Origin of the sequence: Streptococcus equinus, assembly GCF_900104225.1 — a bacterium.
In the GTDB taxonomy this organism is placed as follows: Bacteria; Bacillota; Bacilli; order Lactobacillales; family Streptococcaceae; genus Streptococcus; species Streptococcus equinus_D.
Genome location: NZ_FNJK01000002.1, coordinates 462740 through 489279 on the forward strand (window position 1 = coordinate 462740; position 26540 = coordinate 489279).

A 26540-nucleotide genomic window follows, 5' to 3' on the forward strand; every position below is an offset into this window, starting at 1 on the left:
CTGATTAAATAAACAATGACTCCATAAAAGAAGCTATCAAATCTAGTGATGTGCGTGCTAGTATTTGATAGCTTTTTTGTATTCTTGAAACTTTGTTTTTTACTAAGAGAGGTGTATAATTGAGGTGAATAATATACACTTAGTATTTTAATACTTTTTCTGAAGAGGAGATAGCAATCATGGTTAGTAAAAAAGAAATGGTCTTTACCTATATCAGATTAAATGCCATTCCTATTGTGATAGAAATAGTCTTCATTTTGTCGTGTTTGATTGTGCCGTCTAGCTATATCATTTACACAAATGCTTTATTTTATCTCTTGCTTTTAGCGTATTTTCTTATCTCAAAAGATCTTGATTTAAAAGCTTGGTTTTTGAGTTTTAAAAGTGGTAGAAAGTACTGGATTCAGGTTTTACTGACTTTGTTAGGGTTTATGTTTGCTTTTGGATTGACCGTATTTTTAGAAGGTGTTTTTCCAAATTTTAATACTGGAACTATTGATTTGAAAAGAGACAGCTGGTTAACACTATTAATATTTGCCGTTTCGACCATCTTTTTGCCAGCTGTGACCGAAGAGACCTTTTACCGCAAGAACATGATTTTGTTTGATAGCAAGAAAGCCATGATTATCACGACCTTTTTTAGCATGCTATTCTATGCTTTTGAGCATTCTCTTTCATGGTGGGGGATTTTGTTAGCTATGATTTGGGCGTTTCCTTTGAGTATATCTTATATCAAAACTAGAAATATCTATATTGTGATGACGGCACATTTTATTGGAAATCTTATCGGCAATGGCAGCGATGTGATTGCTACCTTGATTTATTGGTTATCTTAATTGAAATCTTACAAATAGCACCTTTAGCTGAATTTGGCTAGGGGTGCTTTTTTAGGTTTAAATGACCAAAAAAATTGTGCAGGCTTACTACTAGATTTATGCAAACGCTTGCGATATAATGCACTTAGTAATAATGATGGAGAAAAATTATGGCAAAAAGAGAACATTTCTTGAGAGAAGCAATGACGATTGCAATCCCTGTAGCTTTGCAAGCCATGCTGCAGTCATCCTTTTCAATGATTGACCAATTAATGGTTGGACAGCTTGGAAAGACTGCCATTGCAGCCGTTGAAGTTGGCGGAAAGCCACAATTTGTCTTTGCCTTTGTTAGCGGAGCGATTGCGACCGTAACAGGTATCATGGTTTCTCAGTATATGGGAAAAAATGATCAGAAAAAGATTAATACCAGCATGTCAGTTAACCTCTTAGTCATGCTGTGCTTGGCTTTATTTACCATGGGCTTGTGTTTAATCTTGCCTGATGTTTTGGCAGGAATCTTCACTAAGGATACTGAAGTTGTGGTGACGGCTAAGCCCTATATTCAGCTCTTAGCTTGGGTCTATCCTTTATCTGGGGTTGCAACACTTTTAGCGGTTCAGCTGCGTTGCCGAAATTACGCTAAGTATCCGCTCTACATCAGTGCAGTCGCTGCGGTGGTCAATACATGCTTAAACTATCTTTTGATTTTTGGTCATTTTGGTTTTCCTGCCATGGGAATCAAGGGGGCAGCGCTAGCTAGCTTAATGTCTCAAGTAGTGAATCTGGCTTTAATGGTTTATTTTTACCATAGAACTTGTCAATTTAGCTTTGATTTGCGGATGAAGGGCTCTGAGATTAGTCAGTATCTCATCATGTTAACGCCTATTGTAGTTAATGAGTTGCTTTGGACTTTGGGGCAAAATGTCAATACCTACATTTATGGGCACATGGGAACGAGTGAGCTTGCGGGGATGTCTCTAACTGGTCCCATTCAAGGGCTATTTATCGGGGCTTTGTCTGGGTTGTCACAAGCTGCGGGGATTTTAATCGGACGCAGGCTTGGTGAGCATGATTACGAACGAGCTTATCATGATTCGAAACGTTTGTGTTTTTATGGCTTTGTAGGGTCACTCATTTTATCAATCTTCTTGGTTTTAGGTGAAAATCTCTACATTGACTTATATAATGTTGGTCCTGATGTTAGACAAGTCGGGTCACAACTCTTGTTGACTTTTGCGATTTTAGCACCGGTTAAAGTCCAAAATATGATTTTGGGTGGTGGTGTTATCCGAAGCGGTGGGAGAACCAAGTACATCATGATTATCGATATTTTAGGAACGTGGTGCATCGGAGTACCTTTGGGGCTATTTACAGGATTGGTTCTTAAACTTCCGATTGTTTGGGTTTACTTCATTTTGTCACAAGAAGAACTCTTTAGATTTATCGTGTCAGTCTTTATGTTTCGCAGTAGAAAATGGATGAATACCATTAAATAAGCTGTTTTCACCAAAATTGACAAATTGTCAAAAAAATAGGCCGTTTTACGACTTTATGTGAGACCTTTTGATTAAAAAGTTTTATAATGAAGAAAAAGGTTTCTATGATACCGCTTTCTTTTTAGCAGTGTTTAGGATGATAAAAGGAGTGTTTTATATGAAATTAGAGACTGCAAAAAGATGGCTCGTCTTGTTCTACGAAAAAATCCAAGAAAATGTAGCTGTTTTAGCTGAATTGGACTCAACGATGGGAGGAGATGGAGACCATGGTGAAAACATGCTACGTGGTATGACAGCTGTTGTCAATACCGTTGAACCAAAGGAATTTACTTCGACATCTGATTTATTTAAGGAGACAGGAATGCTTCTTCTTACAAAAGTCGGTGGCGTATCTGGAACCTTATATGGTTCAGCATTTTTAGGAATGGCAAGGGCTGAAGAAGCAGGTGACTCGCTTTACTATGATATCAAAGAAGGTTTGGTCATGATTCAAAGGCGTGGTCGAGCAGAAATCGGTGATAAAACTATGGTTGATGTCTGGGCGCCTGTAGTAGAAGATTTGAAAAATCATCAGCTAACACCAGAGCGTATTGATGAGTATATTCTAAAGACAGCTCTTTTGAGAGCTAAAAAGGGACGTCATGCATATGCTGCAGATGGTTCACTTGGGCTTGTCGATCCTGGTTCGTATTCATCAGGTCTATTGTTTAAAGCACTATTAGAAGCGGAGGAAAATGATTATGTCTAAGAAAACTGGTATTGTTATTGTGTCACACTCAAAAGATATTGCTCAGGGTGTCGTAGATTTAATCTCACAAGTGGCAACAGATGTTCCAATTACATTTTCTGGTGGAACTGAAGATGGTAGAATCGGAACAAGTTTCCAACAAATCAAAGAAACTGTCAATAACAACGCTGCAGATACCTTGCTAGGATTCTTTGATTTTGGCTCTTCAAAGATGAATCTAGAAATGGTTGGGGAGTTGTCTGAAAAGAACATCCTTATGTGTAAAGTTCCTCTCGTTGAAGGGGCTTATACAGCAGCCTCTTTACTGCAAGCAGGTGTTCCATTTGAGGCTGTCATTGAACAACTTCGTGAAATGGATATCGATAAATAATGATAAAAAAATCTAAGCGGGCCTAGGTTCGCTTTTTTTCTGTCTTGTAAGCATTTTTATGATAAAATGAAAAATAAATTAGGTGAAAAGGGATTTTTTTATGGGAACAGTCAAAAGTAATCAAGAAGTAGCGCATGCCTATGCTAGTCAGTTAGCTAACGCTTGTCAGACCTTGTCTTCAAGTGCCACTGTCAGTAAAGACACACAGACTAATTTAGCAGGAAACACACGTTGCCACGAAGCGATTGATAAATCTGCAACTATACTGGCACAAATCACATCAGCTGTTAAAACAGCGTCAGATAACCTTCATTCAGTGGCGAGTGATTTTGAAGCTGTCGATCAAGCTGGTGCTAAATCTTTTGGAGGCTAATATGGCAGATACTTGGGAATTATTAGATCAAAAAGAACGTGCTTTACTTAAAAAAATAGATGATTTAGCTGATAGACAATATCAAGCAGAGCAATTATTTAGCGACTTTGAGGCTTATGATGAAGCTACTTATGATTCGGAAAATAATTTGTGGGAAGCTGCTTATCATAGCCGTTATAGCAATCAATTAGAAAATTTGAATGAAGGACGCCGTTGTCATAAAGAACGATTGGTAGATGATTTTCTGCGCTATAGAGATGATTTAAAACGTGAGGAAAGTCACCTTGAAAGAAAAATAGAAGTCATTCGAACTCAAAAACATAAAGAAAAATAAGGGATAAGGAGAAAACATGAAATGGGACTTAATATGACTTTAGAGCAATCACAAGCTCAGTCAGCAAGTGTTAATAGTGTCTGTCAAGCTCAAGTTCAGGGGTATCAGGCTTTACAGCGTGCTATTCAAAACTTTGCAGAGGATACTGAAAATTTACAAGGAAAAGCCTATAACTCTGCTAGAAGTTATTATCAAGCGGTTTTGTTGCCACTTGCTCAAGGTGGACAATTGTATGTGGAAACTTTAAAAAAAGCAAGCACTGATTTTCCTGCTGGCTATGAAGAAAAAGTAGATACGAAGAGTTGGAGCGAAGAGCAGCTTCAAGAATATATTCAAAAAGAAGAAGAGATGATTGCTAAACTTAATGATTATGCCAAATCATTAGCACACTCGGGGATACCTTCGGAGCATAAGCATCAACTTGAAGTCAATAACACAGAATTATTGCGTGGACATCATATGACAAAACACGTTTATGAGACAATCTTGGCTCATTTACGAGCTTATAGCACGAATTCTGTCCATTTATTTGATGAATTAAATGATATTGATGCGCAGTTAGCAATAGGTATCTCACAGACAAAAACTTGTTGGGATGCTTCATCTGGTACCTTTACCATTCCAAGTGATTTGACTTGGGTGAATTATTTATCAGCTTACTCAGCGACAAAAGATTTAAATCTTAGTCAATCTGACCGTGCTTTTGTCAATACCATGATGGCTGAATACGGTTTTGATCTAACAACAGCTAAGCAATTGTTGACCGTCAAAAAAGGCATTGATAAGAAATTTTCAAACCTTTCTCAAAAGGAGAGAGACTATATCTTTTTAAGAGTGGTTGGTGCAGCTAATTATGATGGCTTTCAGTGGGATGAAACAGCTGGCTATTTAACACCGTACTTCTACATCGAAGTTCCTAGCAGCCCCATCACTGATGAAAAAGCTAAAGTTGTTAAACCATTGCTTAGCATTTATCGAGATTTAGGACTTAGCGAACAAGAAGCCAAACAATTAAATTACAACCTTCGATTGCAGCATAATATGGCTGGGGGAAATTATGATTTGGCCGATGATTTGAAAAAAGACAATGTAAATTTATATAATCAAGCAAAACAAAATTATACTTCTGTTTATGGAACCTCAAAAGGTTTTGACGAGTTTTGGGATAGTCATTTAAAATCATATTCTAATAACGGTGCAGGTCACGCTGATTTTACTCATCAATCTATCACGATGGCAACCTGTTTGAATCCAACAAGCATCCAGTTATCAGATGTTTATGGCGGGAGAGAGCATGTCAAAGATTTAGCAGGCTGGGAAGGGGATACTACCTTTAATGCTAATGATATGAAACCTAGCATTGGCGAGGATGATTATAAGGCAGATTTAGATTCTGTCAATATTATCGGGCGAATGGAAAAGGGTCAAACCTACAGTCAAGCCAGTGTTTCTTATTACCGTGATGTTAACAAAGATAGCACTACTCGTGAAAAAGAATTCGTCAAAAATAAGGATTGGGATGAAGTCAAAGGTACTATTTATGTTAGCTTGGCTCCTGATGATATCCTTAAAAAAGGTGAAGAGGCAACTAAAGAGTATATTTCTGAGCGCTATAAGGGTGTGCCGCAATTTTTAGAGCGTCTAGAAGCTGTGGCTGATAAATAAAGGAGAGTTTATGACAAAGAAACTAATCAGCATTCTGGTATTGCTAGTTGCAGCATTAACTTTTGGTCTTCATCATTATCTTAGTCAGCCCAAGAATATTTTTGATGAAATGTACCAAGAGACAAAGCAAACATATCGCAGCGGGAATATTTTAAGGAAAATCAATGGTTTTGAAATTGATAAAATCTGGCCAAGTGACGATTCCAATATTTCCAAAACCCCTTCTGGAAAATATTCAGATGAAATTCTTAATCATTATTCTGATATCAGAATAGGTTTTAATTTTGAACAGAATAGTAAATTAATGTCAGTTTCCTTTAAAAGGGAAGTCAGTTCAAATACTAATTTAATTATTTGGAGTTTGTACAGCTGTAAAGATAGAGTCTTAACTAAAACTGTAGAGATTAGGGTGAAAAGTGGCGATTCAGATAAATACATTGAAGACCAATCTAAAGTTAAGGCTTATCTTGCAAAATACGGCATCACGGCATCTGATTTAGATAAATACTACAACGAAGTTGTGAACCAAAAAGTGTTGAAGGATTGGTGTTCTATCTATGACAGCAAGTTTTCACCTAAGGATTATGGTGACGTGACTGTCAAGACCGAGTGGGAAAATTGGTAATAAGTTATGACAAAAAAATTAATCGGCATTTTAGTCTTGCTAGTTGCAGCATTAGCTTTTGGCCTTCATCAATATTTTAGTCAGCCCAAGAATATTTTTGATGAGATTTATCAAGAAACCAAAAAGACATATCAAAGTAATAATGTTTTTAATCAATTAGGTGATGTAGATATTCATAAGTATCAAGAATATAACAATGATTCAAAATTTTACTCAAGTATAACTTATCGTGAGGAGTCTTTTTCAAAAGATTATAGTAATGTACATTTAACTTTTCATTTTACACAAGATACAAAATCAGTGTTTATTTCTTTTGAAAAAGAAATCGCGACAGGCACACGTCTTTGGATATATGGAAAATATTCCTCAAATGATAAGTCATTTCAGAAAAATATTCAAATTATCTTAGAGAATGGCGATTCAGATAAATACATCGAAGATCAATCTAAGGTCAAAACTTATCTTGCAAAATACGGCGTCACGGCATCTGATTTAGACAAATACTATGACGAAGTTGTGAACCAAAAAGTGTTAAAAGACTGGTGTTCTATCTACGACAGTAAGTTTTCACCTAAGGATTATGGTGACGTGACCGTTAAAACCGAGTGGGAAAATTGGTAATAAATTATTATGACAAAGAAATTAATCGGTATTCTAGTCTTGCTAGTTGCAGCATTAACTTTTGGTCTTCATCATTATCTTAGTCAGCCCAAGAATATTTTTGATGAGATTTATCAAGAAACTAAAAAGACATACCAAAGTAATAATGTTTTAGGGAAAATTAAGGATTTTGATATTCGAGGTTCATGGCCTAGCGATGATCCGAATATTTCAAAAACTCCGTTTGGTAAGTACAATGAAAAAGATTTGCCTCAAAAGTATTCTGATATTGAAATTAGTTTTAATTTTGGAGAGGGAAATAAGGGAGAAAATTTCCGCTTTGAATGGCATCCAAATTCAAAAATCACTGTTTGGTACTTATGCTTTTATAATAAAAAGAGCAAAACATTCACTAAAGAGGTTGCGATTTTTAATGAGCCAAGAAAAGCAGGTGAGTACGTTGACGACAAAACCAAAGTCAAAACTTATCTTGCAAAATACGGCATCACGGCATCTGATTTAGACAAATACTACGATGAAGTTGTGAACCAAAAAGTGTTAAAAGACTGGTGTTCTATCTATGATAGTAAGTTTTCACCTAAGGATTATGGTGACGTGACTGTCAAGACCGAGTGGGAAAATTGGTAATAAATCTTTGCGACTTCATCTACATGTCAAAGTGGACAATGATCCACTTTTTTTATATAATAAAGTCAGTTGTATAACTGACTTTTAAAAACAAATCAGTTTATCTTTACAAAATACGATAAAAGAGGTGAGTTTGATGTATTATCCTAAAAAGTTAAAAAATCGTCGTTTGGAGCTTGGTTTGAAGCAGACAGAACTAGCAAAGGAACTTGGGATTTCTAAACAGTCTTATTTTGCTTGGGAAAAAGGTACGGCAAAGCCAACAAAAGCTAACTTGGCTAAGTTAGAAGAGCTTTTGCAAGTGTCGCACGGCTATTTTTCTGAGCTTGAGATTGCGACTCTTTATAAGCAATTAACTGACCAAAATCAGGATAAAGCTTTGACTTATGTTCAAGATTTACTTGAACAGCAGCATAAGGTGGTTACTATGGTTCAAGAACCACGTTTTGCCTACAAGGTTTATGAGCGCCTGTCAGCTGGTGTTGGTGCTAATGTCTATGATGATATGGATTACGATACAGTTTATTTTGATAAAGATTTGGCGCATGATTTTGCCTCGTGGATTGATGGGGATTCTATGGAACCGACTTATCATAATGGCTCAGTAGCCCTCATTCGTGACACTGGTTTTGATTATGACGGTGCAGTTTATGCCGTTGTTTGGAATTCACAGACTTATATCAAAAAAGTTTACCGCGAGGAAAATGGCTTGCGCTTGGTATCAATTAATAAAGATTACGCCGATAAATTTGCACCATACGATGAAAATCCGCGCATTGTCGGAAAAATCGTTGGAAGTTTTATACCAATCATAGGAGGATAAGATGCGATTAAAAGATATTTTAGATTTAGATTCATATGACTTAGCTCCTGATAGCAAGGTCGAAATTTTTGATATGGATGATTTTGCGGATTCTGTCATGCATCAGCGTTTTTCAAAGGTTTATTTACCAGAAAATCAAGACAGCGAACTCTCACCATATGCCTTTTTGGTCAATGATTCTATCTTGATTACCATGGAGGCTTAGATGGGCTACTTTGATTATTCACGGGAGCCACGCGCAGACATCGCTTTTGTGGATATGAAATCATTTTATGCTAGTGTAGAATGTGTCGACCGTGGTTTGCACCCGTTAAAAACTTCGCTTTGCGTCATGAGCCGTGCTGAAAATGCCAGTGGCTTGATTTTGGCGTCTTCACCGACGTTCAAAAAAGTTTTTGGCAAGTCAAATGTCAGCCGTGCGTATGATTTACCTTTTGATGTGCACACGCGCAAGTTTTCCTATTACAATGCTAAACGTCAAGGTTTACCGACCACGCCTGAGTATGTGGCTTTCATTGAAAATTGGGCAAAGGCGACTTGGATTGTGCCACCGAGAATGAGCCGTTACATCGAGAAAAATCTGGAAATCCAGCATATTTTCCAGAATTACGGTAGCATTGAGGACATTTTGCCTTACTCTATTGATGAAGGTTTTATTGATTTGACCTCGTCGCTGAACTATTTTATCCCTGACAAGACCCTAGGTAAGAAAGAAAAGCTGGATAAGGTTTCTGCTATGATTCAGCGAGAAATTTGGCAAAAGACAGGCATCTACTCAACGGTTGGCATGTCAAATGCCAATCCATTGCTTGCAAAGCTTGCTCTTGATAACGAAGCCAAGCACAATCAGAACATGCGTGCCAATTGGTCTTACGAGGATGTCGAGACTAAGGTTTGGGCGATTCCTAAGATGACTGACTTCTGGGGGATTGGCAGCCGTATGGAAAAGCGTCTTAATAAGCTTGGCATTTTTACTATCAAAGAACTCGCTAATTTCAATCCTGATATTCTCAAGAAAGAGCTTGGTATCGTGGGGGTTGACCTCTTCTTTCATGCTAACGGCATTGATGAAAGCAACGTTCATCAGCCCTACAAGCCTAAGTCTAAGAGCATTGGCAATTCTCAGGTTTTGCCACGCGATTATCGCAAGAAAGCCGATATCGAGTTAGTTTTTAGGGAAATGGCAGAGCAGGTTGCTATTCGCCTGAGAAGAGCTCACAAGAAGGCGACAAATGTGTCGATTTATGTCGGTTTTTCAAAGCAAGAGAAAAAGCACCGTATTCAGGCGCAAATGAAAATCGAGCCTAGCAATAACACCAAGCAACTGACTGAGCACGTCTTAACTTTGCTGCGCAAAAAATATGATTCGGGTGCAGTCAGACATATCGCGGTATCTTATTCAGGCTTAGTCGATGAATCGTACAGTACGTTTTCTTTATTTGATGACATTGAAAAAATAGAAAAAGAAGAAAGGCTCCAATCAGCCATTGATGCCATCCGAGACCATTTTGGTTTTACGACCATTCAAAAGGCTAATGCGTTGCAAGAAGCCTCACGTAGCCTAGAGCGCAGCAAATTGGTCGGCGGGCATTCCGCAGGAGGATTGGATGGATTAAGTTAAGATGATTGACCGCAGTTATTTACCATTTCAATCGGCGCGTGAGCACTATGACAGAGGCATGGAAAAATGGATGGGCTTTTTCTTATCTGAACACACTAGCTCACTAAAAGCCGATAAAACCAAAGAACTCCTACACACCAACCTTACTAAAGACCAAAAAGCACTTCTCCTAAGCCAACTCTACACCAGCCACCTCACTGGTGTTTTTACAACCACAAAAGACAAAGACCACAGTCAACAACTCAGAGGCAAAATCACCGATCTCACCCCACACGAAATCACCATCAAAACAAAATCCCACTACCACCTCATCAAAACCAAGGACATCCTAGCCATCGGCGTCGAAGTCGAAGGAGTAGTCTAATTTTTATACAAAAGAAGGAGAATAATGAAAGATATAACAAAAGCAAGTCAATTAATTGTATTAGGAAATGGATTCGATTTACATTGTGGTTTAAAGAGTTCTTACAAGGATTTTTTATATTATGTGATAACACAAAAATATGCTGAGTATTTTCCAAATGATAGTGAAAAATCTCCTGAAAAGGCTTTTGAATATTTTAAAGAATATCTAAAGACTGGGGAAGAAATGTTTGATAAATGGTACTTTGAAAGTATTAATTTTAATATGTCATCACAAATTTTTCCTGATATAAACATCTGGTACTTAATTTTATTTCACGAGAATCTAAAACAATCATCAAATTGGTCAGATATTGAATCTGTTATTGAGAAGTATGTTAGTGATAAATTTATTTTTGATAACGATAAAGAAAAACAAATCCAGAAAACATTTATTGATATTCTAGTAGATGTCTTTTTTAACTATGGTTTCGAGGTAAATATATTATCAGAAGATACGATGAAGCAAGCTGAATATAATTTTGCTGGTCTCCTTCTCTATCATATTTTAAAAAGAGATGATGGGTGTTATGAAATTGAGACAAAAGTCAATGAGTTGAAAACTGCCTATAAAAACTATAAGTCTCGTTCTAGATGGATTGGAGCAGATGTTGATAAAGAGAAAGAATTTGTATTTGGCTTAAAAAATTCTCAAAGAAGTAAAGTCAAAGAGTTAATTAGCAACCTTTTAATGTCTGAACTCCATAATTTAGAAAAAGATTTTCAAGCTTATCTAATTCAAGAAACAGAAAGGGAAGAATACAAGAGTAAAGCTGAAAATTTCTTGCAAACTATAGTTATAGAGGGAGGATATCCATCAAGTTATAATGTTTTTTCATTTAATTATACTAATTCATGTTCTGGTAATTTTGGGACTCAAATAGCTTTCCGTAATGTTCATGGAGCATTAAATCAAAATTCGAATGAAAGTAAGATTATTTTTGGAATAGACAACATTTCTTCAGATTCGAGAGCAGAAGATATTGGTTATCGTTTTACAAAATCTTACCGTACTATGAGATTATATACCGAATTAGAAAATGACATGGCTTTTGGGGATAAAATCGATAATATTTTCACTAAAGATATGGACGTTATTAAATTTTATGGTCACTCTTTAGCTAGAGCTGATTACAGCTACTTTCAATATATTTTTGACATGTATGATTTGTATAATTCTGATGTCAGATTGATTTTTTACTATTCAAAAATTGAAGGACGAACAGTAGAAGAAGTAAGGCAAGAACAATACCGCAATATAACGAAATTGATAGAACAATATGGTGAGACTTTAGATAACAAAGCCCACGGAAGAAATCTTTTGACAAGACTAATTCAAACAGGAAGATTGAAGATAGTTGGATTGGAAGACGACAATAATAAAATGCAAGAAGAATAATCAAAGCTACCCTATCTAGTTTTATAAAGAAACTGGATAGGGTATTTTTTATTTGAATGGTCAAGATAACGGTTCCGTGCGTAGTCGAAGCATGATATAATATACTTGATATTTTAAAAATATATTAGAAGGAAATTTTTATGGCTGAGAGTAAAGACTTATTACAGGTACTATGGAGTGGGGCAGATGTTCTTCGTGGGAAAATGGATGCGAATGAATACAAAACTTACTTATTAGGCCTTATTTTTTATAAATATTTATCAGATTCTTACCTTGTGAGTGCTTATGACCTTTTGACTGATGAAATGCCAGAAACATTAGAAGAAGCACAAGCAGCGTATGAGGAAGAAATGCAAGAAGATGATGCAGAGGAGCTTCTTAAAGAATTAAAAGAATCTCTTCACTACACGCTTGAACCTCAAATGACTTATACAAGCATGCTAAAAGATGTGAAGCTCAATGCTTTTAATCGTGAAAAATTACAAGCAGCATTTAATCGTATTCACGAATCAGACGAACTTTTCAACGGTTTGTTTGCAGATGTTGATTTGTATTCAAATCGTCTTGGTACTGGAGACCAAAAACAAAGTGCAACAGTTGCTGAAGTCCTTCGAGTTTTAGAAGATGCTGACCTTATCCATGCCGAAGGTGATGTCCTTGGAAATGCTTATGAGTATTTGATAGGTCAATTTGCTTCTGAAACTGGTAAAAAAGCTGGAGAATTCTATACGCCACATGGCCCAGCTCAACTTTTGACACGTATTGCCATTATGGGGCAAGAAGATAAAAAAGGTTTGCAAGTTTATGATCCATGTATGGGGTCAGGTTCTTTGCTTTTGAGCTGTAAGAATTATTCTAGTGAGCCAGGTTATATTAAGTATTATGGTCAAGAACTAATGCCATCAACTTACAATCTTGCTCGTATGAATATGTTCTTACATAAAGTTCACCCTGATAATCAAGTATTGCGCAATGCAGATACACTTGATGCCGACTGGCCAACAGATGTTGAAACAGGTTTTGATATGGTTACTATGAACCCTCCATATTCAGCAAAATGGTCTGCAGCAAAAGGTTTCTTACAAGATGAACGTTTCATGGATTATGGTGGAAAACTAGCACCAAAATCAAAAGCAGATTATGCTTTCCTACTTCATGGTTTTTACCACTTGAAACAAACAGGAACAATGGCAATCGTACTTCCTCATGGTGTTTTATTCCGTGGAGCTGCTGAAAAGACTATTCGTGAAACACTTCTTAAAAATGGTTCTATTTATGCTGTTATTGGTCTACCAGCAAACATGTTCTATAATACGTCAATCCCAACATGTATCATTGTTTTGAAAAAACACCGTGAAGGTCGTGACGTGCTCTTTATCGATGCCTCAAAACAATTTGAAAAAGAGAAAAAACAAAATGTCATGAAAGAAGAGCATATCGAGCATGTGCTTGAGCTTTATAAAAATCGTGAAAATGTCGAAAAAGAAGCTTATCTAGCTTTATTTGAAGATATTGAAGAAAATGACTTTAACCTTAATATCCCACGTTATGTTGATACTAGTGAAGAAGAAATTCCAGTAGATTTGAAAGCATTGACAAAAGAAATCGAGGAAACAAACAAAGCTATTAACGAAGCAAACGCTAATTTCCTTGACATGCTTGGTGACTTGACTTTTGCGGATAATGAGACTAAAGACTCAGTTGAAGCCTTTTTAAAGGTATTTAAGGAGATGTAATATGACTAATAAAGTACCTAACATAAGATTTAAAGGTTTTACTGATGATTGGGAACAACGTAAGTTGGGGGAACTAGTTACTTTCTCTAAAGGTTCTGGCTATTCTAAGGGAGATTTACTAGAAGAAGGCACTCCAATAATTCTGTATGGAAGACTTTATACAAAATATGAAACAGTCATCTCAAATGTAGATACATTTGTAGAACCAAAAGAAAAATCTGTTTTCAGTAAAGGTGGAGAAGTAATTGTTCCAGGTTCAGGAGAAACCGCTGAGGATATTTCAATTGCCTCAGTTGTTGAAGAATCTGGTGTTTTGCTAGGAGGAGATCTTAATATAATTACTCCACCCAAAGAAATAAATTCTGCTTTTTTGGCTATTAGTATTTCTAATGGACAACCACATAAGGATATGGCAAAGATGGCTCAAGGAAAGTCAGTTGTTCATTTACATAATTCAGACCTTGCAAAAATAGATTTTCCATTTCCAATATATGAAGAACAATGCAGAATTAGTAATCAGTTTGCTGAACTGGATCACCTCATCACCCTTCATCAGCGTAAGTGTGAACAGACAAAAGAGCTTAAAAAATTCATGCTTCAAAAAATGTTTCCGAAAAAAGGTGAAAAAAATCCAGAAATTCGTTTTCCAGGATTTACTGACGATTGGGAACAGCGTAAGTTATCAGAACTGTATAACAAAAATACCGAAAAAAATGAAGAACTTATTAGTTATGATAAAACAATATCAATTGCTACGATGACTTATAAAAATAGTGGTAATGGAGCATCTGATAAATCTCTAAAGACTTACAAAGTTTTAAGAGTAGGTGATTTAGCATTTGAAGGACATACTAATAAAAAATTCAAGTATGGAAGATTTGTATTAAATGATATTGGTACAGGCATAATGTCACCTCGTTTTAGCACTTTGCGTCCAATTCAGCGTATGCCAATATCATTTTGGAAATACTATATTCATTATGAACCTATTATGCAGAAAATTCTCGTTAATTCTACCAAGGCTGGGACTATGATGAATGAATTAGTCATTCCTGAATTTTTAAAGCAAAGTATTTTAGTTCCTTCAATGAATGAACAACAAAAAATCGGTGAATATTTTTCTAACTTAGATAACCTCATCACTCTTCATCAACGTAAGTGTGAACAGTTAAAAGAATTGAAAAAATTCATGTTACAAAACATGTTTCCAAAGAAAGGATAAGAGATTATGGCAGAATTAGAATCAGTTTTAGAACAAAAACTGATTGATCAACTGTGTCAAGGCGAGTCTCAATGGACTTATCGCCCTGATATTAGAACAGAAGAGGAGCTTTGGGATAATTTCAGATATATTCTTGAACAAAACAACAAAGCTAAATTAAATGATGGTCGTCTAACTGATAGTGAGTTTGCTAAAATTAAAAATGATTTATCACACGCTTCTTTTTACGATGCAGGAAAATGGCTGGTTGGTGAAAATGGTCAAGTATATGTGCATGTTCAACGTGGTAATGAAACGCTCCACTTATTGGTTTTAAATAATGAGCATGTTGCAGGTGGGACAAGCGTCTATGAAGTTATTAATCAATATCAAGCTTTTGGCGACGAAGATGATGCGCGTGATCGTCGTTTTGACGTGACTTTACTCATCAACGGAATTCCGATGATTCATATTGAATTAAAAAACAAAGATCATTCTTATATGGACGGATTCCATCAAATCAAGAAATACATTGCTGAAGGCAAGTTCCGTGGGCTCTTCTCAAATGTCCAAATGTTTGTTGTCAGTAATGGTGTTGATACTAAGTACTTCTCAGCTGCCAGAGACAACGAGTTAAACAAAAAATTCCTAACAGGTTGGATTGATAGCAAAAATCAACCAGTTCCTGACTTTCTTGACTTTGCAAAAGCAGTTTTAAGAATTCCAGAAGCACATGAAATGGTAACGAAGTATATCGTACTTGATAACGATAAGAAAAAACTTTTGGTTTTACGTCCATATCAAATTCACGCTATTGAAGCTATGCGTGATGCTTCAAAACATGGGAAATCTGGATTTATTTGGCATACGACAGGTTCTGGTAAGACAATGACGTCTTACAAAGCTACTCGTAACCTTTTGATGGATATCCCGTCAATTGAAAAGACAATTTTCTTAATTGACCGAAAAGACCTTGATTTGCAAACAAAATTAGCTTTTCAGTCGTACGCTGATAATGATACGATTGATGTTGATGACACAGAAAACGTCAATTCGCTGATTAAAAAGATGACTGATGGAAAACGTCAGATGATTGTAACCACGCGTCAAAAAATGCAGACAATGGTCAATAAGCGTTTGACAGAGGGAACGCCAGAGTATAACAAGATACGTGCTTTAAAAGTTGCTTTTGTTGTTGATGAATGTCACAGGGCAGTAACACCACAGACTAAACGAGATATTGAAGCTTTCTTTGCCAATTCATTGTGGTTCGGTTTTACAGGAACACCAATCTTTGAAGCCAATAAATACGAGCAAAAGGGTGATTTAGCACAAACGACACAACAACTATACGGTAATTGCTTGCACAGCTATACTATCAAAGAAGCGATTCATGATGGAGCAGTACTTGGTTTTATGGTTGAAACACTTGGTAAAAACGGGCTTACTCCAGAAGAAGAGGAGCGTACCTATGGAAAAGAAGCTCATATGCGTCAAGTTTTAGATGTTATTTTGAACAAATCTTTTGCCAAATTTGGTATGGAAAAAGGTAGAGGTGAGACCTATGAAGCTATGTTTACTGTAAGTTCGATTGAACAAGCTCAAAAATACTATGAATTGTTAAAATCAATTAAAGCTGGTAAGGATGAGCTAAAAATAAGTGATGACATTCGTCGTGCTTTACCTGATTTTCCAAAATTTGCGATTACTTATTCAGTTACTGAAAACGATGAAGCTTCTAAAATTAATCAAGATAAGATGAAAGAAGCTTTGGACGACTATAATGATATGTTTGGTACAAATTATAATCTGGCGGGTATCAATGCTTACAATGCTAATTTGAACGATCGCTTAGCACGTAAAGAGAAAAAATACTTAAATCGTAGTCAGCAACTTGATATCGTTATTGTTGTCGATAGACTTTTGACGGGATTTGATGCTCCTTGTTTGTCAACACTTTTCATTGATCGTCAACCGATGTCTCCTCAAAACTTGATTCAGGCTTTTTCACGCACTAATCGTCTTTTTGATACTAAAAAGCAATATGGCCAAATTGTAACTTTCCAATCTCCGCAAGCTTTCAAGGAAGCTATTGATTCAGCGCTAGCATTATATTCACGTGGTGGAGAAGGAAAACCATTAGCAGAAGACTACGATGCTGTTAAGGAAGAATTTGTTACTTCGTTAAAATCTGTCCGTAATCTAGCAGATACTCCTCAAGATGTTATCGGATTATCTGAAAAACAAAAGAAACAATTTATCTTTGTCTTTAGAGATTTGGACCGTTCATTTAATCATCTAAAAGCATTTTCAACTTATGATCCACAAATTTTGAAAGATAATCATTTTTCACAAGAAGAATATGAAGATTATGCAGCGGTTTATAAAAATGTTTTGGCAGAACTAAAAGAAGATAAACCGGAAGACAAAGTAGACGATGAGCCAATCATCGATGATTATGAGCTAGTGGCTTTTGATAAAATAAAAGTTGACTATGACTATATCATCGATTTAATTAGTGGTTTTGTTGATTCTCTTGGTGAGGTAGAGAGTGAAGCAGAATATAATAAAAAGCTTAATGAAATCAAAGAAATTATAGCGGCATATTCTGAAGATAATCCAAAACTTGGTTCACTACTCGAAAGCATTCTTGAAGATATTGTAAACAATAGTGAAAAATACGAAAATCAAGATGTATCAGTTATCATTAATCAAATGAGACAATCAGCAATTGACAAAGAAATTAGATTGTTCTCTGAAAAGTGGTTTGTAGATTTCGAAGATGTTAAGTATGAAGCATATCATTTCAAAGATGGTAAACTAGCTAATGAAAGTAAATTGAAAGAAAAAGCTGATTATGCAGCTTACAAAGAAGCAACAGAAGAACCAGTCAAAAAATTTAAATTCTTTAGTGCAATGATTAAAGATTTTAAAGAAGACTTAATGCCTGAAATTGCTCCATTATTTAATTAATCAAATAGGCCCTGTTATAACTCAGGGTCTATTTTTTTACGAATTCAAACTTGATAATGACCGCATGATAATATCGATATCTTTGCTTTCAAGTTCGTTAATGATGTGAAGATATGTTTTTTGAGTGGTTGTCATGTTTGAGTGTCCTAGTCGTCTAGCCACACTTGCTATAGAAACGCCTGCAAAGAGCAGTAGTGAAGCGTGTGTATGTCGTAAACCATGGATAGAAATAATTGGAACGCCAGCGTTTTTACAATGACGCGCTAGACGGTCATTGACGGTAGAGTTGTATACTTTTCCTTTGACAAAAATAGGTTTGTCTTCGGGTAAACTTTTTAAAAGCTCAGCAAATTGAATGACGGTTTGCCAGTCAATGGGAATTTTACGAATAGAGGATTCGTTTTTAGTGGGTAGAAAACCACCATTTTCTTTATAATTCCATGTTTTTGAGACAGAGAGCGTTTGTCGTGTTAAATCAAAATCTTTTGGGGTTAGTGCTAAAGCTTCGGAGAAGCGTAAGCCTGTTTTGGCAATAAGAAGAATGAGCCAATCCATATTAATCTCACCTTTTAAATCCAAATCATCAAGAAGTTTGTGGAGTTCGTATTGATTGAGAAATTTAGGCTTCTTTTCACGTGGCTGTTTTCCCTTGATAATAGCTTTTCGAGTTGGATCTCGGGGAATAAGTCCTTCATCAACCGCATCAAGAATAGCACATTTTAAATGATGATGAAAATCCATAGTTGTCTGTCTTTCGTGGACACTAGCGTACTGGTTCAAAATTTTTTGATAAGAAATACGGTCTAAATGTTGTATCTGTAGTTTTGGAACAAGCTTTTCAAGCCATCGATAGGCCATATAATATTTTTGCATGGTAATTGGTCTAATAGCCCCCTCTTTATAAACCATAATCCACTGTTTGTAGTAATCGCAGAATAACATTGTTTCAGAATTGATTATTATTTCATCCATTTTAATATAAACCTCCTGTCAATAATGTATCACAATGCTTAAAAAATATGCTTTTTCAGAGTGTAAATCGTACAAAATCCTTACGCTGATGAAGGGTGATGAGGTGGTCGAGGTTAGAGAAGTACTCACCGATTTTTTGTTGTTCGTTCTTGTTTGGAATATTGATACGAACATTTTCAACATCGGATGCATTATATGATGGTAATGCTCCAACTTGTGTTAGTTTAGTTAAATCTAATGTTTCAAAAAGAGTTTTTCCAAAATCACAATTCCATACATTTTTATTAAAAACATATGCCATTGTGTTATTATCCAAAAGGAATGGAAACCGAACTAAACGTTTGCGATTCAGCATTACAGCAGCTCCAACTTTGGCAAAGAAAATAGCAGGAACATCATTTATAACATTCCATTTTTTTCTATTAATTTGTTCTGCTGTAACATAATTATTTGCTACCACGAGTTCGTTTTCATTTCCTTCTATATTCATGTCTGATACTTTGAAAAATGGAATACCCTCAATACCACCTTGTTCAGCATCAGGAAATCCTACTCCAGATTTTGCAGTGCCCACTTCTCCCAACTTACGCTGTTCCCAAGCGTGATTATTTCCCCTCCCCAATTCTTCCAGCGCTAGCTAATTTTCTCCACACTTACAAAAAATTCAAATGAGCATTGTTCTCTCAAAATCTTCTATACAGCTCCGCCATTTTCCAAAAGAAATGATACCGTGACTAAAAACTTCCTTGATTTTGTGCTAAAATAGAGCTAAGTTATTTAGAACAGGACGGGAGTAGGTTATGGTTCCAGCGTATATTAGAATTCATGATGCGGTTAAGAAGCAGATTGATGATGGTTTTTGGGAGATTGGTCAGCGCTTGCCGAGTGAGCGGGATTTGGCGGATGATTATGAGGTGAGTCGTATGACGCTTCGTCAGGCGATTACGCTTTTGGTGGAAGAAGGGATTCTTGAGCGTCGTGTGGGTAGTGGGACTTATGTGGCTAGCCATCGTGTGCAAGAGAAGATGCGCGGGACAACGAGTTTTACGGAGATTGTGCGTTCGCAAGGTAAGACGCCGTCTTCACAGTTGATTTCTTATCAACGTAAGCCAGCTAATGACACTGAAATTCAGCAGTTACAGCTTAAGGCTAGCGATTATGTGGTGCGTATGGAGCGCGTGCGTTATGCGGATAATGTGCCTTTGGTTTTTGAGGTGGCATCAATTCCTGAGAAGTTGATTCAGTCGTTTAATCGTGAGGACATCACGGAGCATTTCTTCCAGACTTTGACGGATAATGGCTATGAGATTGGTAAGAGTCAGCAAACCATTTATGCCAAAAATGCGAGTGAGCGCGTGGCTAACTACCTTAAGGTTCCGAAAAATCATGCCGTACTTGCTTTGACACAGGTCTCATATTTCACAGATGGACGTCCATTCGAGTATGTTCACAGTCAGTATGTCGGCGACCGCTTTGAATTTTATTTGGAGAATAATTAAAATCAATAGGACAGCACATCATAGTGTTGCCCTATTTTTAGCGATATTTCTGGTATCGTTTACAAAAATATCAAAATAAGTCTGATTAACCAATTCTGACTATTAAATTCAATCAAAATATGGTAAAATGAGGATTATGGAAATTGAAAAAACCAATCGTATGAATGCTCTGTTTGAGTTCTATGCAGCTTTGCTGACAGACAAGCAGATGAATTATATTGAACTTTATTATGCGGATGATTACAGCTTGGCTGAGATTGCTGAGGAATTCGGCGTTAGTCGTCAAGCGGTCTACGATAACATCAAGCGAACAGAAAAGATTTTAGAGGCTTATGAGATGAAACTGCACATGTATTCTGATTACATTGTTCGCAGTCAGATTTTTGATGATATTTTAGACAAATATCCTGATGATGAATTTTTGAAAGAAAAAATCGCTATTTTGAGCAGCATTGATAACCGTGACTAGGTTGATTTGAAAACTAGCGAAATTCGATAAGACAATAGAGATATGAGGTAGGAGAATTATATTATGGCTTTTGAAAGTTTGACAGAACGCCTTCAAGGGGTTTTTAAAAATATTCGTGGAAAGAAAAAACTCTCTGAAAAGGATGTTCAAGAAGTAACCAAAGAGATTCGTCTTGCTTTGCTTGAAGCTGACGTTGCTCTTCCAGTTGTTAAGACTTTCATCAAACGTGTACGCGAACGTGCGGTTGGTCACGAAATCATTGATACCCTTGACCCAACACAACAAATCGTAAAAATCGTTAACGAAGAATTAACAGAAATCCTTGGTTCTGAAACAGCTGAACTTGAAAAATCACCTAAAATTCCAACAATCATTATGATGGTCGGGCTTCAAGGTGCTGGTAAAACAACATTTGCTGGTAAATTGGCTAACAAGCTGATCAAAGAAGAAAATGCTCGTCCAATGATGATTGCTGCCGATATCTATCGTCCAGCGGCCATCGATCAGTTGAAAACACTTGGTAGCCAAATCAATGTTCCAGTCTTTGATATGGGCACTGATCATTCAGCCGTTGAAATCGTGACAAATGGTTTGGCACAAGCCAAAGAAAACCACAACGATTACGTTATCATCGATACGGCTGGTCGTTTGCAAATTGATGAAAAACTCATGGAAGAACTCCGTGATGTTAAAGCTCTTGCGAAACCAAATGAAATTCTTTTGGTTGTTGATAGCATGATTGGTCAAGAAGCTGCCAATGTCGCTGATGAATTCAACAAACAATTGGATATCACAGGGGTTGTCTTGACTAAGATTGATGGTGATACTCGTGGTGGTGCGGCACTCTCAATTCGTGAAATCACTGGTAAACCAATTAAATTCACTGGTACTGGGGAAAAAATCACTGATATTGAAACATTCCACCCAGATCGTATGTCAAGCCGTATCCTTGGTATGGGTGACCTGCTTACATTGATTGAAAAAGCCAGCCAAGAATACGATGAAAAACGTTCAATGGAACTCGCAGAAAAAATGCGTGAAAATACCTTTGATTTCAACGATTTCATCGAACAACTTGACCAAGTTCAAAATATGGGGCCGATGGAAGACTTGATTAAAATGATTCCTGGTATGGCTAACAACCCAGCTCTTAAGAACTTCAAGGTTGATGAAAAAGCTGTCGCTCGTAAACGTGCTATCGTGTCATCAATGACACCAGAAGAACGTGAAAATCCTGATTTGCTTAACCCAAGCCGTCGCCGTCGTATCGCAGCTGGTTCAGGAAACAGCTTTGTCGAAGTTAACAAATTCATCAAAGATTTCAACCAAGCTAAACAAATGATGCAAGGTGTCATGTCTGGCGATATGGAAAAAATGATGAAGAAAATGGGTATCAACCCAAATAACCTTCCTAAAAACATGCCAAACGGCATGGACATGTCATCACTTGAAGGCATGATGGGCGGAAACGGAATGCCAGACCTATCAGCGCTCGGTGGAGATATGGACCTTAGCCAAATGATGGGTGGCGGATTCAAAGGTAAAATCGGCGAATTTGCCATGAAACAATCAATGAAACGCATGGCAAACAAAATGAAAAAAGCTAAGAAAAAACGTAATAAAAAATAAAGCTTAATAGCAAAAGGTCGCGGATTCCGCGGCTTTTTTGGTTTGTTTCTGAAAACTGTTTCAAATTATGTTATAATGATTAGAAAAAATCGGTTAAATTTTGGGAGAGATTTATGAAGATTAAGATGAGCGAGGTCATAGCGCAACGCGATAGCCTCAAAAGCTCTATCAGCCAAACAAAGAGTCAACTATCAAGTGCCAAGAAAAAACTAAAAAGCGCAGCCAATTCAGAGGCTCTAAAAGGTGACGTTAAAGATGCGATTGATAATAAAATCAATAACTACCAAGTGCCTTTGCTGACGAATTATGTGAATAGCTTGGATGTTATGGCATAGGGCTATGACAATCTCATCAGCACTTTTAAGAGTATTGTTAGCGAAAACAGCGATAGCGCTATCGTTGATACGGACGTTTTGCAGCAGATGGTAGATCAATTCGATTCACCGCTAGAGCAGTTAAAAACTAGCTCAGATGCCATTAACAAGGCTATTGATGAAGTCGCAGACATTGTCGCACTGATCAAAGTGACAACAGACGATGCCGTCTCAGAATTCAAAGGTGGCAAAAAAGTCCTTACCAACACCATCAAGGACATGGGGATTTTTAATAATACTGTCTTTACAAGCGAAGTAGGCGATGTTTTAGACGAACAGAACACGCAAATCAGTAGTTTGTCAGACCTAGGTAGCAGCTCATATACAAGCAAAAAAGCTAAGAACTTTTACAAGAAAACAGACTTCAAAACGGAAGTTAAAGAAGCTAATCTGGTCATCAAAGATAAGAATAGAAAAGCTAGACTTAAGAGTGATTTAGCCAAAGAACTTCAAGTTTCAAAATATAGTGGCTATATGAACTTATCAGGTGCAAGGGCACTTGAGGCAGCTATGCCAATTACATTAACTTGGCAAAAAGGTGCTAAAATTAATAAAACTTTATCTAAACCAGGTGGTCCAAGTGAGAAAGATTTAGAAAACATCGGTGTAGGAATCAAGGAAGATAAAGAAATTCTCTTATATGATAACCTGTATGGTTATGCCAAATGTACTTTTGAAAGCTCAGCATCAATCAAAGGAAAGGTTGCTTTTACTTTTAATAACTCTGGGCTAAATAGCGTAAAATCAGGTGATACTAATTTAAAAAACGGTGAAATAACCTTACCAGTTTCTGGGTCAGCTATAGAAAATTATCCATCATACGATGTTACTGCAACTTCTAAGGGAATCGCTGGTGTATCAGGCAGTATCGGAAATGAAAAGTCTAAGACAACATATGGTGTTAAGTATATCAATGGCGCTCTGGCAGCCTATACCAGCAATGAATCAAACTTCACCTTACCTCAAGAAAATAGAAACGGAGTCCCTAACCTAAAAGAAAAAGTCACTTTCGAACAAGGACAATATCTGAGAGATGGTGGGGATGGACCACATTTAACTAAGTATGATTATTGGGTGGAAAAGGGGAATCTTGAATCAGCTGGTGAGATAATGAAACGTGAAGCAACCAAAAGTTTGGAGATTGGTGTTATGGCTGTTGCAACAGTGGCTGTTGGAGCGTTTGTAGTATCCACATTTGGTATCGGTGGTCTAGCAGTTGGAGGTTTAGCTGGAGGGGCGCTAGGACTTGGGTCAAGTGTTAATCATAAGGAGAAAAAGAATGAAGAATAAATTTCAAGAGTGGATAGTTAGACAAAAAGTAGAGTTAGTTTTTAATTTACCAAAAATTAATTTTATTTTATTGATGATACCAATTTTATGGTGTATTTATCAATTTTTACAAGAGCAAAAAGATAGTATGAAAATATTATTATTGATAGTGATTTCCATTTTAGCATTATGGGGGATTTTTATTAATAATTTAATAAGGAAATCTGTCTACTTAATGCTATATGAAAAAATTGATTCACAAAAATTTGTAAACTATTTTAGCTATGCCTACTCCCATACGCCTGTAGGTCAGAGAAAAAAGATAAATTGTTATTGCCTGTTTAGTAAAGCACAAGTAGCTTTTTTACGTGGTAACTTTGAAGAATCATTGCAATTACTAACTCAATTAAAAAACAATGAGGTATTTTCATCAAGCAGTGAGACTCTTAAAGAAAATCAATTATACTACGAATTTTTAAATTATTGTAAATTATCTCAGTTTGAAAATGCTGAAATTCTTTTAGATAAGCTACCTAAAGAGTATAAAGAAAGTTCAAAATTTATTTTGAAAGTTTTAAAAGGCAACGTAAGCGACTATGTTTTTGAGTCTGAACCACGTACAAAGTTAGTGAAGATTGGGAGATGTTATTACCAAGCACTTAATTTTTTAAATGCTGACAATAAGCCCGCTGCCAAAGCAAAATTCCAAGAAATTGCCAATGAAAATCCGGAGCTTTTCTATGTTCGTGAGGCTAAGAAATATTTGGAGGAGTTAGATAATGAATAGAGAGCATTTGCCAATTGGGACTGTCGTTCGTGTAATGTTCTATAATATTTCAAAAAAATATCAAAAATGTCGACTGAGAATATTCAAAATTATCAGTTTCGTATAAAACTGTTCATGTTTTTGCTTATAAATATTTATGTTATTGGTGCTATATTTTTGCTTAGTAAGGAGATGATATTTGCGTTTTTGGGGATTAACTATTGCGATGATTGCTTCTATAACCCTTTATGTATTAATAGCTGCTGCTTTAATAAAGGGAGTTTACATGATTTTAACTGATGCCTTATTTCCAGAGCGTTATCTTAAAGCATTAGATGAAATTTCATCATACAAACATCAAGAAAAATAAAGAAATTCTCTTATATGATAATCTGTATGGTTACGCAAAATATACTTTTGAAACGTCAGTTTCCAACAAAGGAAAAGTTGCCTTTACTTTTAGTCAATCAGGATTGGATAGTGTGACATCTGGAAATACCACTTTAACTAAAAAAGGTGAACTAAATTTACCAGTTTCTGGTTCTGCTTTAGAAGGACATCCATCATATGATGTTAGTGCTAATGCTAAGGGGGTTAGCGGCATATCAGGAAGCATCGGAAATGATAAATCAAAAACAACCTATGGTGTTAAGTATATTAATGGGGCATTAGCTGCTTACACAAGTAACCAATCGAATTTCGCATTGCCACAACAAGCCACAAACGATGTAGCGACCCTAAAAGAAAAAGTCACTTTCGAACAAGGCCAATACCTGAGAGATGGTGGGGGAAAAACGAGAGGTCCAGAGTGGTCGGATATAAAGACTTCTTTTTCTAATGCTACGGATACAACAGTAAAAACTGCAAAAAGTACAGGTGACTTTGTTTGGAATCATTTTGGTGAAATTGCAGTTGGAATACTTGTTGGTGCTGTGATTGGTGCAGGTATTATTTTAGCTTCACCTGAATTACTTGTAGGTGGAGCAATAAGTTTGGTTATAGAGAATAATGAGGTTTCAAATAATGAAAGATAAGTATGTACAGAAGTTAAGCAAAAAGAGTGGAAAAGAAATTGTTGTTGGTATCAAAAAAATGCAGTATTTTTTGTTTGCATTATTAATAATACTAGCACTTGTAGGAATTTATTGGTATAGCATAACACTAAATAGTGATAATAAAAATTTTACAAATATTATTTTTATATTTATGATTATGATTGCTTTCCTTATTTTTGCCTTTTTTCTTTGCTTTAGTAGGATTTTATCATCTATTATTGACTTTGTTTTTTATGAACAGATTGATTTTGAAAAATATTTAGAAATATTGGATATTTTATATAAAATAGAGAAAAATAAAAAGATAAAAAAAGAATATTTTCAAATTAATCGATTTGGTATGGGACAAGTAGAATATTTTTCTGGGAACTTTGAAAAAAGTTTACATATTCTCGAGAGAATCGATCTTTCTAAGGTGACATTAAGGCATCGCGATTTTTATCAGAATAGTATTCTTTATTTTAAATGTCTCAACTATATAATGTTAAAAGATGTTAAAAAAGTTGAAGAGATGCATCAATCATTTAGAACTAATTCTAGAGAAAACTCTGTACAAAATATTTTGGAAATTATAAAAGGCAACGTAAGCGACTATGTTTTTGAGTCTGAACCACGTACAAAGTTAGTGAAGATTGGGAGATGTTATTACCAAGCACTTAATTATTTAAATGCTAATGA

29 protein-coding genes are annotated in these 26540 nt (G+C 36.0%); 27 read left to right on the plus strand and 2 right to left on the minus strand.

Annotation, left to right across the window (positions count from 1 at the left end):
* Positions 1-179 precede the first annotated feature (179 nt).
* The 18 genes from BLP98_RS09460 (at position 180) to BLP98_RS05130 (ending at position 17829) form a co-directional block, all read left to right on the plus strand.
* Entirely contained in the window at positions 180-836 is a 657-nt protein-coding gene (locus tag BLP98_RS09460; protein ID WP_234792794.1) for a CPBP family intramembrane glutamic endopeptidase, read from the plus strand.
* A gap of 149 nt (positions 837-985) precedes the next feature.
* Positions 986-2311 carry an MATE family efflux transporter gene (locus BLP98_RS05050; protein ID WP_074482200.1) on the plus strand — a complete coding sequence of 442 codons (1326 nt, stop codon included), beginning with the start codon at positions 986-988 and terminating at the stop codon, positions 2309-2311.
* 157 nt (positions 2312-2468) lie between these two features.
* Positions 2469-3059, plus strand: a complete 591-nt coding sequence (gene dhaL, locus BLP98_RS05055) for a dihydroxyacetone kinase subunit DhaL (protein WP_074482201.1) — start codon at positions 2469-2471, stop codon at positions 3057-3059.
* Positions 3052-3429 carry a dihydroxyacetone kinase phosphoryl donor subunit DhaM gene (dhaM, locus tag BLP98_RS05060; RefSeq protein ID WP_074482202.1) on the plus strand — a complete coding sequence of 126 codons (378 nt, stop codon included), beginning with the start codon at positions 3052-3054 and terminating at the stop codon, positions 3427-3429. The genes dhaL and dhaM overlap by 8 nt, the downstream gene beginning before the upstream one ends.
* Positions 3430-3529: 100 nt before the next feature.
* Positions 3530-3802 (plus strand): TIGR04197 family type VII secretion effector, encoded by a 273-nt coding sequence (locus BLP98_RS05065; protein WP_074482203.1) that lies wholly within the window; start codon positions 3530-3532, stop codon positions 3800-3802.
* Between the two features lies 1 nt (position 3803).
* The gene (locus BLP98_RS05070; RefSeq protein ID WP_074482204.1) at positions 3804-4136 is read left to right on the plus strand and encodes a hypothetical protein; all 333 of its coding nucleotides are present in this window, start codon (positions 3804-3806) and stop codon (positions 4134-4136) included.
* A gap of 21 nt (positions 4137-4157) precedes the next feature.
* The gene (locus BLP98_RS05075; RefSeq protein ID WP_074482205.1) at positions 4158-5801 is read left to right on the plus strand and encodes an LXG domain-containing protein; all 1644 of its coding nucleotides are present in this window, start codon (positions 4158-4160) and stop codon (positions 5799-5801) included.
* Between the two features lie 10 nt (positions 5802-5811).
* Positions 5812-6426: a TipC family immunity protein gene (locus BLP98_RS05080; RefSeq protein ID WP_074482206.1), complete on the plus strand. Its 615-nt coding sequence runs from the start codon at positions 5812-5814 to the stop codon at positions 6424-6426.
* 6 nt (positions 6427-6432) lie between these two features.
* The gene (locus BLP98_RS05085; protein ID WP_074482207.1) at positions 6433-7047 is read left to right on the plus strand and encodes a TipC family immunity protein; all 615 of its coding nucleotides are present in this window, start codon (positions 6433-6435) and stop codon (positions 7045-7047) included.
* Between the two features lie 9 nt (positions 7048-7056).
* Entirely contained in the window at positions 7057-7674 is a 618-nt protein-coding gene (locus BLP98_RS05090) for a TipC family immunity protein (RefSeq protein ID WP_074482208.1), read from the plus strand.
* 136 nt (positions 7675-7810) lie between these two features.
* Complete coding sequence (locus BLP98_RS05095) at positions 7811-8497, plus strand: LexA family transcriptional regulator (RefSeq protein ID WP_074482209.1); 687 nt, start codon at positions 7811-7813, stop codon at positions 8495-8497.
* A gap of 1 nt (position 8498) precedes the next feature.
* Positions 8499-8702, plus strand: coding sequence for a hypothetical protein (locus tag BLP98_RS05100; RefSeq protein ID WP_074482210.1), 204 nt, complete (start codon positions 8499-8501; stop codon positions 8700-8702).
* Positions 8703-10118, plus strand: a complete 1416-nt coding sequence (locus BLP98_RS05105; RefSeq protein ID WP_074482211.1) for a Y-family DNA polymerase — start codon at positions 8703-8705, stop codon at positions 10116-10118.
* A 1-nt stretch (position 10119) separates the two neighbouring features.
* Positions 10120-10482: a hypothetical protein gene (locus BLP98_RS05110; RefSeq protein ID WP_074482212.1), complete on the plus strand. Its 363-nt coding sequence runs from the start codon at positions 10120-10122 to the stop codon at positions 10480-10482.
* 24 nt (positions 10483-10506) lie between these two features.
* Positions 10507-11919: an AbiH family protein gene (locus tag BLP98_RS05115; protein ID WP_074482213.1), complete on the plus strand. Its 1413-nt coding sequence runs from the start codon at positions 10507-10509 to the stop codon at positions 11917-11919.
* A gap of 140 nt (positions 11920-12059) precedes the next feature.
* Positions 12060-13655 (plus strand): type I restriction-modification system subunit M, encoded by a 1596-nt coding sequence (locus tag BLP98_RS05120; protein WP_074482214.1) that lies wholly within the window; start codon positions 12060-12062, stop codon positions 13653-13655.
* A 1-nt stretch (position 13656) separates the two neighbouring features.
* A complete protein-coding gene (locus tag BLP98_RS05125; RefSeq protein WP_074482215.1) occupies positions 13657-14877 on the plus strand; it encodes a restriction endonuclease subunit S in 1221 nt (406 codons plus the stop codon).
* Between the two features lie 6 nt (positions 14878-14883).
* On the plus strand, positions 14884-17829 hold the full coding sequence (locus BLP98_RS05130) for a type I restriction endonuclease subunit R (RefSeq protein ID WP_074482216.1): 2946 nt from the start codon (positions 14884-14886) through the stop codon (positions 17827-17829).
* A gap of 36 nt (positions 17830-17865) precedes the next feature.
* Here the strand turns inward: BLP98_RS05130 and BLP98_RS05135 are convergent, their stop codons facing one another.
* Positions 17866-18801 (minus strand): site-specific integrase, encoded by a 936-nt coding sequence (locus BLP98_RS05135; RefSeq protein WP_074482217.1) that lies wholly within the window; start codon positions 18799-18801, stop codon positions 17866-17868.
* Positions 18802-18856: 55 nt separating this feature from the next.
* Positions 18857-19375: a restriction endonuclease subunit S gene (locus BLP98_RS05140; RefSeq protein ID WP_234792798.1), complete on the minus strand. Its 519-nt coding sequence runs from the start codon at positions 19373-19375 to the stop codon at positions 18857-18859.
* A gap of 226 nt (positions 19376-19601) precedes the next feature.
* Between BLP98_RS05140 and BLP98_RS05145 the strand changes: the two genes are divergently transcribed.
* The 9 genes from BLP98_RS05145 to BLP98_RS05180 form a co-directional block, all read left to right on the plus strand.
* Positions 19602-20300, plus strand: coding sequence for a GntR family transcriptional regulator (locus BLP98_RS05145; protein WP_074482219.1), 699 nt, complete (start codon positions 19602-19604; stop codon positions 20298-20300).
* A gap of 136 nt (positions 20301-20436) precedes the next feature.
* Positions 20437-20769, plus strand: coding sequence for a putative DNA-binding protein (locus BLP98_RS05150; RefSeq protein WP_074482220.1), 333 nt, complete (start codon positions 20437-20439; stop codon positions 20767-20769).
* 63 nt (positions 20770-20832) lie between these two features.
* A complete protein-coding gene (gene ffh / locus BLP98_RS05155) occupies positions 20833-22398 on the plus strand; it encodes a signal recognition particle protein (RefSeq protein WP_074482221.1) in 1566 nt (521 codons plus the stop codon).
* Positions 22399-22511: 113 nt separating this feature from the next.
* Complete coding sequence (locus BLP98_RS09560) at positions 22512-22733, plus strand: hypothetical protein (RefSeq protein WP_074482222.1); 222 nt, start codon at positions 22512-22514, stop codon at positions 22731-22733.
* A 33-nt stretch (positions 22734-22766) separates the two neighbouring features.
* Entirely contained in the window at positions 22767-24062 is a 1296-nt protein-coding gene (locus BLP98_RS09565) for an LXG domain-containing protein (RefSeq protein ID WP_268778085.1), read from the plus strand.
* Positions 24052-24828, plus strand: a complete 777-nt coding sequence (locus BLP98_RS05170; RefSeq protein ID WP_074482224.1) for an outer membrane protein assembly factor BamD — start codon at positions 24052-24054, stop codon at positions 24826-24828. Before BLP98_RS09565 ends, BLP98_RS05170 begins: the two co-directional genes overlap by 11 nt.
* A 178-nt stretch (positions 24829-25006) precedes the next feature.
* On the plus strand, positions 25007-25177 hold the full coding sequence (locus BLP98_RS09405) for a hypothetical protein (RefSeq protein WP_159427428.1): 171 nt from the start codon (positions 25007-25009) through the stop codon (positions 25175-25177).
* Positions 25143-25841 (plus strand): hypothetical protein, encoded by a 699-nt coding sequence (locus BLP98_RS05175; RefSeq protein ID WP_074482225.1) that lies wholly within the window; start codon positions 25143-25145, stop codon positions 25839-25841. Before BLP98_RS09405 ends, BLP98_RS05175 begins: the two co-directional genes overlap by 35 nt.
* A partial coding sequence (locus BLP98_RS05180) for a hypothetical protein (protein ID WP_081341165.1) occupies positions 25831-26540 on the plus strand: 710 nt, incomplete at its 3' end. The genes BLP98_RS05175 and BLP98_RS05180, both read left to right, overlap by 11 nt.

Coding starts and splice junctions, on each gene's coding strand:
- BLP98_RS09460 (WP_234792794.1), top strand. CDS start 180: ATGGTTAGTAAAAAAGAAATGGTCTTTACCTATATCAGATTAAATGCC.
- BLP98_RS05050 (WP_074482200.1), top strand. CDS start 986: ATGGCAAAAAGAGAACATTTCTTGAGAGAAGCAATGACGATTGCAATC.
- dhaL (WP_074482201.1), top strand. CDS start 2,469: ATGAAATTAGAGACTGCAAAAAGATGGCTCGTCTTGTTCTACGAAAAA.
- dhaM (WP_074482202.1), top strand. CDS start 3,052: ATGTCTAAGAAAACTGGTATTGTTATTGTGTCACACTCAAAAGATATT.
- BLP98_RS05065 (WP_074482203.1), top strand. CDS start 3,530: ATGGGAACAGTCAAAAGTAATCAAGAAGTAGCGCATGCCTATGCTAGT.
- BLP98_RS05070 (WP_074482204.1), top strand. CDS start 3,804: ATGGCAGATACTTGGGAATTATTAGATCAAAAAGAACGTGCTTTACTT.
- BLP98_RS05075 (WP_074482205.1), top strand. CDS start 4,158: ATGGGACTTAATATGACTTTAGAGCAATCACAAGCTCAGTCAGCAAGT.
- BLP98_RS05080 (WP_074482206.1), top strand. CDS start 5,812: ATGACAAAGAAACTAATCAGCATTCTGGTATTGCTAGTTGCAGCATTA.
- BLP98_RS05085 (WP_074482207.1), top strand. CDS start 6,433: ATGACAAAAAAATTAATCGGCATTTTAGTCTTGCTAGTTGCAGCATTA.
- BLP98_RS05090 (WP_074482208.1), top strand. CDS start 7,057: ATGACAAAGAAATTAATCGGTATTCTAGTCTTGCTAGTTGCAGCATTA.
- BLP98_RS05095 (WP_074482209.1), top strand. CDS start 7,811: ATGTATTATCCTAAAAAGTTAAAAAATCGTCGTTTGGAGCTTGGTTTG.
- BLP98_RS05100 (WP_074482210.1), top strand. CDS start 8,499: ATGCGATTAAAAGATATTTTAGATTTAGATTCATATGACTTAGCTCCT.
- BLP98_RS05105 (WP_074482211.1), top strand. CDS start 8,703: ATGGGCTACTTTGATTATTCACGGGAGCCACGCGCAGACATCGCTTTT.
- BLP98_RS05110 (WP_074482212.1), top strand. CDS start 10,120: ATGATTGACCGCAGTTATTTACCATTTCAATCGGCGCGTGAGCACTAT.
- BLP98_RS05115 (WP_074482213.1), top strand. CDS start 10,507: ATGAAAGATATAACAAAAGCAAGTCAATTAATTGTATTAGGAAATGGA.
- BLP98_RS05120 (WP_074482214.1), top strand. CDS start 12,060: ATGGCTGAGAGTAAAGACTTATTACAGGTACTATGGAGTGGGGCAGAT.
- BLP98_RS05125 (WP_074482215.1), top strand. CDS start 13,657: ATGACTAATAAAGTACCTAACATAAGATTTAAAGGTTTTACTGATGAT.
- BLP98_RS05130 (WP_074482216.1), top strand. CDS start 14,884: ATGGCAGAATTAGAATCAGTTTTAGAACAAAAACTGATTGATCAACTG.
- BLP98_RS05135 (WP_074482217.1), bottom strand. CDS start 18,801: ATGGATGAAATAATAATCAATTCTGAAACAATGTTATTCTGCGATTAC.
- BLP98_RS05145 (WP_074482219.1), top strand. CDS start 19,602: ATGGTTCCAGCGTATATTAGAATTCATGATGCGGTTAAGAAGCAGATT.
- BLP98_RS05150 (WP_074482220.1), top strand. CDS start 20,437: ATGGAAATTGAAAAAACCAATCGTATGAATGCTCTGTTTGAGTTCTAT.
- ffh (WP_074482221.1), top strand. CDS start 20,833: ATGGCTTTTGAAAGTTTGACAGAACGCCTTCAAGGGGTTTTTAAAAAT.
- BLP98_RS09560 (WP_074482222.1), top strand. CDS start 22,512: ATGAAGATTAAGATGAGCGAGGTCATAGCGCAACGCGATAGCCTCAAA.
- BLP98_RS05170 (WP_074482224.1), top strand. CDS start 24,052: ATGAAGAATAAATTTCAAGAGTGGATAGTTAGACAAAAAGTAGAGTTA.
- BLP98_RS05175 (WP_074482225.1), top strand. CDS start 25,143: ATGAAATTTCATCATACAAACATCAAGAAAAATAAAGAAATTCTCTTA.